The sequence below is a fragment of the uncultured Campylobacter sp. genome (assembly GCF_938030815.1).
GTDB lineage: Bacteria > Campylobacterota > Campylobacteria > Campylobacterales > Campylobacteraceae > Campylobacter_B.
This window is the reverse complement of record NZ_CALHII010000132.1, coordinates 1-9,227: the sequence shown is the minus strand read 5'-3', so window position 1 is coordinate 9,227 and position 9,227 is coordinate 1. Positions and strand designations below refer to the sequence as shown.

9 protein-coding genes are annotated in these 9,227 nt (G+C 49.5%); 2 read left to right on the top strand and 7 right to left on the bottom strand.

Annotation, left to right across the window (positions count from 1 at the left end; genetic code table 11):
* Positions 1 to 947: ankyrin repeat domain-containing protein (locus Q0277_RS05010; protein ID WP_297996178.1), on the top strand; the 947-nt coding region annotated here is incomplete at its 5' end.
* A complete protein-coding gene (locus Q0277_RS05005; protein ID WP_297996177.1) occupies positions 926 to 1,240 on the top strand; it encodes a hypothetical protein in 315 nt (104 codons plus the stop codon). The genes Q0277_RS05010 and Q0277_RS05005, both read left to right, overlap by 22 nt.
* Positions 1,241 to 1,357: 117 nt before the next feature.
* On the opposite strand, the gene Q0277_RS05000 is transcribed toward Q0277_RS05005, so the two are convergent.
* The 7 genes from Q0277_RS05000 to Q0277_RS04970 all read right to left on the bottom strand — a co-directional run.
* Positions 1,358 to 2,023 (bottom strand): ThiF family adenylyltransferase, encoded by a 666-nt coding sequence (locus Q0277_RS05000; RefSeq protein WP_297996176.1) that lies wholly within the window; start codon positions 2,021 to 2,023, stop codon positions 1,358 to 1,360.
* A complete protein-coding gene (locus Q0277_RS04995; protein WP_297996174.1) occupies positions 2,020 to 3,213 on the bottom strand; it encodes a carbon-nitrogen hydrolase family protein in 1,194 nt (397 codons plus the stop codon). The genes Q0277_RS05000 and Q0277_RS04995 overlap by 4 nt, the downstream gene beginning before the upstream one ends.
* Before the next feature lie 9 nt (positions 3,214 to 3,222).
* Positions 3,223 to 3,408, bottom strand: a complete 186-nt coding sequence (gene xseB / locus Q0277_RS04990) for an exodeoxyribonuclease VII small subunit (protein ID WP_297996172.1) — start codon at positions 3,406 to 3,408, stop codon at positions 3,223 to 3,225.
* Entirely contained in the window at positions 3,398 to 4,504 is a 1,107-nt protein-coding gene (locus Q0277_RS04985) for a homoserine O-acetyltransferase (RefSeq protein WP_297996170.1), read from the bottom strand. The genes xseB and Q0277_RS04985 overlap by 11 nt, the downstream gene beginning before the upstream one ends.
* On the bottom strand, positions 4,501 to 5,952 hold the full coding sequence (gene guaB / locus Q0277_RS04980; protein ID WP_297996168.1) for an IMP dehydrogenase: 1,452 nt from the start codon (positions 5,950 to 5,952) through the stop codon (positions 4,501 to 4,503). Before guaB ends, Q0277_RS04985 begins: the two co-directional genes overlap by 4 nt.
* A gap of 2 nt (positions 5,953 to 5,954) precedes the next feature.
* Positions 5,955 to 7,313, bottom strand: coding sequence for an Asp-tRNA(Asn)/Glu-tRNA(Gln) amidotransferase subunit GatA (gatA, locus tag Q0277_RS04975; RefSeq protein ID WP_297996166.1), 1,359 nt, complete (start codon positions 7,311 to 7,313; stop codon positions 5,955 to 5,957).
* A 96-nt stretch (positions 7,314 to 7,409) separates the two neighbouring features.
* Positions 7,410 to 9,227 (bottom strand): class I tRNA ligase family protein (locus Q0277_RS04970; RefSeq protein WP_297996165.1); only part of this gene is annotated, 1,818 nt, incomplete at its 5' end.

Sequence of the window (9,227 nt, the reverse complement as noted above, 5' to 3'; positions counted from 1 at the left end):
CCCATTTCACCGTTACTTCAGATACTAATGTTTCCAAAGTGCCGGGTCTTAGCAAATACGTAACCCAAGAAGAGGTCGATAGCTTCGCATTTCGCTACTGGGATATAGATTACAATTCAAACCCGAAAAACGTATTTAAAGAACCCGCCATAGACGTAGAGCTAAAAAGGCTTTTAAAAAGCAAGCAAACTGATAAAATTTTAAAATTTATGAAAGATAACAATCTATCCGTCGATCATATTATGCACGGAGGGGTAACGCCCGTGATGTATTCTAGCTTTTGGAATGATACGAATACTACCCAAGAGCTTATAAAGCTAGGTGCGGATATACATAAAAAAGACAAATACAAACTATCCGCTATGGCTTATGCTATAGAAAATAATGCTACTAAAGCGGTAAGACTGCTTTTAGACAACGGGGTTAAATTTGAAGAGGCGGAAGTCGTTAGAAACAGACTGCTTCCGCCGAATTATAACCATATAAAATCCCTACAAATAAGTGATGACGGAAATTTTACGTTGATTTATGATACCGACTACCCTATGATTAGTATAGGAGAGCCGAATTATTTCTTTTCATATCTTACGAATACGAATATGTATGAGATAGCAAAGATGGCATTAGAAAGCGGCTACAAGCCATATATTTGGAAATTTCAAAACTCTACGGTGGGTCTAAGGTACGGAAACGATATCAAGAAGGTCGTGCCTGAGGGAATATTAAATGATAAAGCGGAACCGACGGATGGATTTGATATTACCGAATATGATTTTTCGTTATATGATACATTTCCGGGCACTCCAAATTACGAACCGATTTTAAAGCTGCTTATGCAGTATAACGTAGGTGGACAACCGAGTCCGGAATTTCTAAAACGAAAATATGATGATTGTCATAGAAACTATATATATATATATATAGTTTGGATAGTTATTATAAAATAAACTACGATGCAACTTATTATATACCTAAAAGTGAAATTTCGCTTATAACGACGGTATATCGCAAATATTGCAAAGATAGAAATTCTACATTTAAAGATGTTTATGAATATACGAAATTTGCAAGCGAGTTAAATGAAATGGAAGCGGTATCCATCCATATGTATACCAGAGATAAAGACGGTCGTAAGCTTGATCGGCCGTATAAAGATAATTTAAAAAAGCTAGATAAATATATAGATGAGATCTCATCCGATGAGATAAAAAATGCAATAAAAGAATCTTATGAAAACTAGATATTAAGGAGAATGAAATGACAGAAGAAGAGTTAAATCAACATACTCAAAGTTAGCTTTTTGATATAAAGTCAACCCACAAGCTCGGGCTTAAATTTAAACTAGCCCGAGCCCAGGCTACAATTTTATCTTCTTAACTTCCAGCTCGCCGCCAAAAAAGTTCGCATAGTAAAGCAGGTCTTTTTCGACCTCAAGCCCCGCCAGATAACGCAGAGCGAGGTTTGCCTCAAAGCTTGCCGCAAACATCACGATCGCAGCCGTTATGCCCGCAGGCGTCGCGTTTAGGCTCGGGAAAAATTTAAAATCCGCATTCTGCACGAAGCAGACTTGGCACTGCCAGCTGTCTACCGACGCGAACACCCACGGCACGCCTATTTGCTTAGCAAATGCATCGATCTGCGCACGCGTGGCGAGATTATCGGTCGCATCCAAAATGAGATCAAATTTCTCGCCCGAGGCGGTCGCGCTAGCGAAAAATTCCTCCGCGCGACTCTTATGCACCTCTACGCTCACGCCGTCGTAGCGGCTTTCCGTGCGACTTTTAAAAACGTCCGCTTTAAATTTACCCTCGTCTTCGAGCGTAAATAAAATTTGCCTGTGGATGTTGTGAAGCGCCACCGTGTCGAAATCTACGACGCTGATCCGCCCGATACCGCTTGCGCCCAGAGCGTAAGAAAGGCTGCTTCCAAGCCCGCCCGCGCCGATGATCAGGATGCGCTTGTCCGCAAGCGCGCGCTGCGTCTGCTCGCCCCAAAGCTGGATCTGTCTGTGAAAGTAGTTCATAAAAGCCCCCTGCTGACTAAATTTTTGCGGAATTTCCACAGCCCGCGCGCCGCAGCGATCTCGTCTGCGTCCACTTCGCACATCAGCACGCCCTCTTCGTTTTTCAGCTCGTTTGCGATCTCGCCGCCGGGGGTTACGACGAAGCTCTCGCCGTAAAATTTAAACTCGCTATCGCCGAATTTCGCCTCACCGATGCGGTTGGCGCGGATGACGTAGAGCGAGTTCGTAAACGCGCGCATCTTCAAAAGCTCGCGCCAGCGCCCGCCGCTTTCGAAGGTCGAGGCGCACGGTACGAGTACGCAGCCGACGTTTTTCTGCATAAAATAGCGCCAAAATACGTCAAAATGCGCCTCGTAGCCGAAACACATGCCGAATTTTACGCCGCCTTCGCTAAAGATCATCGGCGAAATTTTACCGATTTTGCGGCTTTTGCGGTTGGCGAAAAAACCCTCCTCGTCCCAGTGCGGATAGTCCATCAGGATATTTTGATCGTAAAATTTCACCTCCGAGGGCGAAAATTTCGCGCAGGATTTCACCCAGATAGGCTCGTTTTCGCTCGCGCAAAAGATCTCATCTTCACCCGCGTCTTTTTGGCTTTCGGCTTTTAAATTTGAAGCGTTCGAGTTACTCGGGATCGAAGCGCTTAAATTTAAACCGTCTGCGGAATTTGCGGCTTTTAAATTTAAAGCGTGCGCGCCGCAGGAATTTAAAGCGCCTTCGGAATTTAAGCCGCCTTTGGAACTCTGCTCGCTATTGGAATTTAAAGCGCCTTTAGAATTTGAACCATCGTTGGAATTTAAATCGCTCTTGGAATTTAGCTCGCCCTTGCGACCTTGCTCGCCTTTAAGGCTTAAAGAATTTTCGCTGCCGCAGTTCGCGCTTTTTTGAGCCGCGCCGCTGAAAATACCCGCTTGCCTCAAAATCGCGCCGCTAGCGGCTCTGATTATCGGCGCTACGATATGCAGGTCGTATTTGGCGGCCAGCCGCGCCATCAGCTCCTGCTTGTGCTCGCTCTGTTCGCAGGCGATAGAGCGGGGCATCTTTTTAAGCTCGCTAAAGAAGGAATTTAGCTCATATTCGCCCAGCAGCACGATCCGCGCGCCGTTGTCTTTGGCAACCTTCATATAGTAATCGATCCGATTTTCGCTCATCGAAAGCGTCGGTAGTTGTAAAACGCATACGTTTATCATCGTCGTCTCCTAAGCCTGCTCGGGTGCGCTTATTTCGGCAACCTCGAGTTTGGCGTTTTCTAAAATTTCCTTCGCCTCCTTTAGCAGCGCCACGCCCTGTTTATACAGCTTCACGCTTCCCTCTAGGCTTAGATCCTTGTCGTTTAGGCTTTTTAAAAGCGCGTTAATCTTCTCCATTTTTTCCTCAAAACTCATCCAAAATCCTTTTTATGATGTAATCAAATTTTTCTATCTCGACCAAAAACGCGTCGTGTCCGTAGTCGCTATCGATCTGCGCGTAGCTCGCGCGATCCTTTTTGCCCAGATCGCTCATCGCATCGTAAATTTCTTTCATTAGCCCCGGCGGAAAGAGCACGTCGCCTTTGAAAGAGATGAGGTGCAGGCGCGATCTGATCTGCGCGCAGGCGTTTTTGAGATTGCCGTAGTGGCGCGTGCAATCAAATATATTCATCATCTTGGCGATATAGAGATAGCACAGCGGATCGAACCTGCGCGCGAAATTTTCGCCGTTGTATTCAAGGTAGCGATCAACTTGAAAGCGCCCGTTAATTTCGTAAAGACCGTCGGTTTCGACGTAGTTGCGCCCGAATTTATCCTGCATCGAGCTTGGGCTTAAAAAGCTGATATGCCCCGCCATGCGCCCCACCGCCATGCCGTCAAGCCCGCGCTCGGCGATTAGATTTTTATCGTAGTTGCCGTTTTTAAAATTTGGATCGCGCAAGATGGCCTCGGTCGCGATCTTATTAAACGCGATCGCCCAAGGCTGCGTGGCGTAGGTGCTTGCGAGTACGAAAATTTCATCCGCAAATTCCGGATATTCGATCGCATAGCACAGCGCCTGCATGCCGCCCAAGCTGCCGCCGATAACGGCGCGGGCGCGAGCGATGCCTAGGCGCTTTAAAAGCATCATCTGCGCGCGCACGACGTCCGAGACGACCACTACCGGAAAGCGTAAGCGGTACTCGCGGCCGCTGCTTTCATCAACATCGAGCGGGCATGTCGAGCCAAACGGCGAAGCTAGGATATTTATGCAGATGACGAAAAATTTCGTAGTATCGACCGCTTTATGATCGCCGATGAGCCCGTCCCACCAGCCCGGTTTAACGTCGCCTTCGTAAAGTCCCGCGGCGTGCGCGGAGCCGGTTAAGGCGTGGCAGATGACGATGACGTTTGATTTGTCCGGGTTTAGCTCGCCGTAGGTTTCATAGGCGAGCTTGAAGTTGGAAAAGACGCGGCCGCTCTCCAGATAGAGCGGCTCGTCGAAATTTTGAATTTTGCTTTGAAGGATCACTGATTTACTCGGTAATTCGGCGCTTCCTGCGTAATGATGACGTCGTGGACGTGGCTTTCTTTAAGACCTGCGCTCGTGATCTCGACGAATTCCGCCTTTTGCTGAAAGGTCGCGATATCCTTGCTGCCGCAGTATCCCATCGAGCTTCGCAAGCCGCCTAGTAGCTGAAAGATCACGTCTTTTAGCATGCCTGCGTAAGGTACGCGCCCCTCGACCCCCTCGGGTACGAGCTTTTCTTTTGCGGTGCCGTCTTGAAAGTAGCGATCCGAGCTTCCCTTCTGCATCGCCGCCAAAGAGCCCATACCGCGGTAGGTTTTGTACTGGCGGCCCTGAAACGTAATGAGCTCGCCCGGGGTTTCGTAGCAGCCCGCAAGCAGGCTTCCCATCATCACCGAGCTTGCGCCCGCAGCTAGGGCTTTAGCGATGTCGCCCGAGTATTTGATGCCGCCGTCTGCGATGATCGGAATTCCAAATTTAGCCGCCTCGATCGCGCAATCGTTGATCGCGGTAAATTGCGGCACGCCCACGCCCGCTACGATACGCGTAGTGCAGATCGAGCCCGGGCCGATGCCTACTTTAATCGCGTCTGCTCCCGCGTTTGCGATATCTTTTATGCTGGCGGGGTTTGCGACGTTTCCGACCACTACGTCCACGTCAAAATTTCGCTTTAGCTCCTTAAGCGTGTCGATAATGCCTTTGGAGTGTCCGTGCGCGGAGTCCATCACAAGCGCATCTACGCCCGCTTTGACGAGAGCTTCGGCTCTTTGCAGATGGCCTACGCCAATCGCTGCGGCGACGCGAAGGCGGCCGAATTTGTCTTTATTGGCGCTTGGATATTCAATGCGCTTTTTAAGGTCTTTAATCGTAATAAGCCCCTCTAAGTGGCCGTTTGCGTCGATTATCGGAAGCTTTTCTACCTTATTGTTTCTAAAAATTTTCTCCGCATCATCAAGCGTGCAGCCCTTCGGAGCGGTAATTAGCGGAGCTTTGGTCATCTTCTCGCCCACAAGCGCGGCGGTGTCGGTTTCAAAGCGCAGGTCGCGATTAGTTAAAATTCCGATCAGCACGCCGTTGTCGTCGATAACGGGAATGCCGCTAATATGGTACTCGCTCATCAGATCGAGAGCGTCTTTGATCGTGGCATCCGCCTTGATCGAGATAGGATCGATTATGACGCCGCTTTCGCTCTTTTTTACACGGCGAACCATCTTGGCTTGGGAGCCCTCGTCCATATTTTTATGGATCACGCCGATGCCGCCGAGGCGCGCCATCATTATCGCGGTGCGGTACTCGGTGACCGTATCCATCGCAGCACTCACGAGAGGGGTATTTAGCGTGATATTTTTCGTAAAACTCGTGCTGATATCGACCTCTTTGGGTAAAATTTCAGAGTATTGCGGTACCAACAAAACATCCTCGAAGGTCAGAGCCTTTTTGACGATCTTCATACTTATCCTTTCACGATTTTTTCTAAACTCAAGCCGCCGTCCAGCACCGTTTGTTCGTCGTAAGCGCGCCCGATGAGCTGCGCGCTAATATTAAGAGCCTCTTTGTTTTTTGCTACCGGCACGGAGATCGCGGGAAGCCCCGCTAAATTTACGCCGATCGTGTAGATGTCGCTAAGATATGCGCGAAGCGGATCGCTAAGCTCGCCGAATTTATACGCTACGCCCGGCGCGATCGGCATAAAAATCAAATCGGCGTCTTTTAAAATTTCCTCATATTCGCTTTTGATGAAGGCTCTTGCCTTCTGTGCCTTGATGTAATACGCGTCGTAATAGCCGCTGCTTAGCACGAAGGTGCCTAGAAGCATTCTTCTTTTGACCTCGTCGCCGAAGCCTTCGCCGCGAGTGTTGGCGTAGAGCTCTTTTAAATTTAGAGCCTTCGCGCGGTTTCCGTAGCGCACGCCGTCGTAGCGGCTTAAATTTGCGCTAGCCTCGGCGGTTGCGATGATGTAGTAGGTCGCGATGTCGTATTTGGAGCTGCAAAGATCGCGATAAACGATCTCATGCCCGAAGGATTTTAGCTTTTCTATAGTTAAATTTAAAGCCTCTTTGACCTGCTGCGAGGCCTCGTCGATATAATTTTTTATAACGGCGATCTTAAGCTTGCGATCCGCGTTTAGCTTATCCGCGGTGCTTTCGTAAGTGCCTGCGTAGCTCGTGCTGTCCATCTCGTCGCGGCCTGCGATGATGTCGTATAAAATCGCCGCGTCCTCGACGCTGCGCGTAATCGGTCCTATCTGATCGAGGCTGCTAGAATACGCCGCGAGCCCGTAGCGGCTGACCCTGCCGTAGCTCGGCTTAAAGCCTACGCAGCCGCAAAATGCCGCCGGCTGGCGGATAGAGCCGCCCGTATCGCTTCCGAGTGCGGCTATGGCGATATTTGCCGCTACGGCAGCCGCGCTTCCGCCGCTACTGCCGCCAGGTACGCGCGAGTGATCGGTCGGATTGAGAGTTTTGCCGTAGAATGAGCTCTCAGTCGTGCTTCCCATCGCAAACTCATCCATATTCGTTCGCCCAAACGGCGCCAAACCGCGCTCGCGTAGCTTTTTAATTACCGTCGCGTCGTATGGCGCAACGTAGCCTTGCAAAATTTTACTCGCCGAAGTGACGCTCCAATCTTTTACCTGAATGTTATCTTTGATCGCGATCGGCACGCCCTCGCCGCTGATGTTTAGGGCCTCGCCCGTAAGCTGCTCGACGTAGGCGCCGAGCTCTTTGGTTTTTAAAATTTTATCCTTTAGCTCCGCTCTAAGCGCCGAAATTTCATCCCCGCTCAGCTTTAGAGCCTCTTTCAAACTTATCATCTGCCATCCTTAAATTTATTCACGAAATAGATCCCCACGCCCGTCGCTACGCAGATCAGCGCGATCGTAAAAAATACGAAGCCAAGACTTATGGGGCTAGCGAGCATGCATGACCTTCGCGCAGCGCGGGCAGAGCTCATCAGGCTCTTTTGCGTTAAATTTCCAGCATCTCGGGCATTTGTGTTTTGATGATTTTACGAGGCGGAAAATTTCGTCGTTTATCTTAAACTCCGCTAGAGCCTCCTCGCTTTGCAGGGTATCCACGTCGCTTACCATGAACCAATCCGCCACGCCTAGGATGTCGTTTGATAAAATTTCGTTCGAGCTCGTTTCTAAAACCAGCTCAAGCGTCGATTTGATGATCTTGTCCTTTTTCAGCGCGTCGATGAGCTCGAAAAATTTCTCTCTCGATTTGATTAAAATTTCGTCGAATTCTAGAAAATCGTCAAATTCTATCGGCTTATATGTCAGATCGAAAACGTCTTCTTTGCCCTCTTTAATGATTTGCGGCGCAAATTCCATCACTTCGTCGATCGTGTAGGTTAGCGTAGGCGCGATCAGAGGCAGCAGCGCTCGCGTGATCAGAGCGATCGCGCTTTGCGCGCTTCTACGGCGCGGCTCGTCGGGTGCGTCGCAGTAGAGCCTGTCTTTGCAGATATCAAGATAAATTCCGCTCAGATCGGCGCTTAAGAAATTTAGCAAGGCGTTGAAGCCCTTTGAAAAATCGTAGTTTCTAAACGCCGCTTCCGCGCCCGCAAAGGCGTTTGTAGCGCGCGTTAGGATCCAGCGGTCAAGCCGCGTAAAATTGCTCGTCTCGATCTCATTTAAATCGCTCGTGCTTGCGAGCAGAAATCTTATAGTATTTCGGATCTTGCGGTACTGTTCGCTTACCTGCTTTAAGATATTGTCGCTGATCTTTAGATCGGTCGAGTAGTCGCTCATCGCGACCCACAGGCGTAAAATTTCAACGCCGTGGCTCTTTGCGACCTCTTGCGGATAGACGACGTTTCCGACTGATTTACTCATCTTCTGACCCTTCTCATCGACGGTAAATCCGTGCGTGAGGATGCTCTTGTACGGCGCGCATTCGTTGATCGCGCAGCTTAGAAGCAGAGAGCTTTGAAACCAGCCGCGGTGTTGGTCGCTGCCCTCAAGATACATATCCGCGGGGAATTTGCCTGCATCGTAGGCGCCGCTTTGCAGCACCGCTTTCCACGTAGAGCCGCTATCGAACCAAACGTCTAAGATATCCATCACCTTTTCTAAATTTTCAGCCTTATAGCCGCTGTCCTGCGGCAAGAGCTCCGAAATTTCCATCTGCCACCAAGCATCCGCGCCTTTGGCCTTAAAAATTTCGTAGATATTATTTAAAATTTTCTCATCAAAGATCGGCTCTTTGGTGCTTTTGTCGCGGAAAAACGCGATCGGCACGCCCCAATCCCTTTGGCGTGAGATACACCAATCGGGGCGGTTCTCTATCATCGAGCTTAAGCGGTTGATGCCGCTTTGCGGGTAAAATTTAACCTTTTCGATCTCCTCAAGGGCTACTTGGCGCAGCGTCTTGCCGCTGAGTTTAGGCTCGTCCATCGCGATAAACCACTGCTTCGTCGCGCGGTAGATCACCGGCTTGTGCGTGCGCCAGCAGTGCGGATAGGAGTGGACGAATTTACCGGACTTGATAAGCGCGGGGCCTAGAAGCTCTAAAATTTTCTCGTTTGCTTTGAAAATATGCATCCCCACGAACTCATCTACGACGTCTGCGCGGAAGAGTTTTTTGGTTTTAAGAGTTTGATCGAAACAGCCGCCCTCATCCACAGGCATCAGTACCTCGATACCGTATTTAAGCCCTACGAAATAATCGTCCTCGCCGTGCCCAGGAGCCGTATGCACGAGCCCGGTGCCGCCGTCCATCAG

Bases quoted from the DNA above. Each gene is read 5' to 3' on its own strand.
- guaB (WP_297996168.1), bottom strand. From the start codon at position 5,952: ATGAAGATCGTCAAAAAGGCTCTGACCTTCGAGGATGTTTTGTTGGTA.
- xseB (WP_297996172.1), bottom strand. From the start codon at position 3,408: ATGAGTTTTGAGGAAAAAATGGAGAAGATTAACGCGCTTTTAAAAAGC.
- Q0277_RS04995 (WP_297996174.1), bottom strand. From the start codon at position 3,213: ATGATAAACGTATGCGTTTTACAACTACCGACGCTTTCGATGAGCGAA.
- gatA (WP_297996166.1), bottom strand. From the start codon at position 7,313: ATGATAAGTTTGAAAGAGGCTCTAAAGCTGAGCGGGGATGAAATTTCG.
- Q0277_RS05000 (WP_297996176.1), bottom strand. From the start codon at position 2,023: ATGAACTACTTTCACAGACAGATCCAGCTTTGGGGCGAGCAGACGCAG.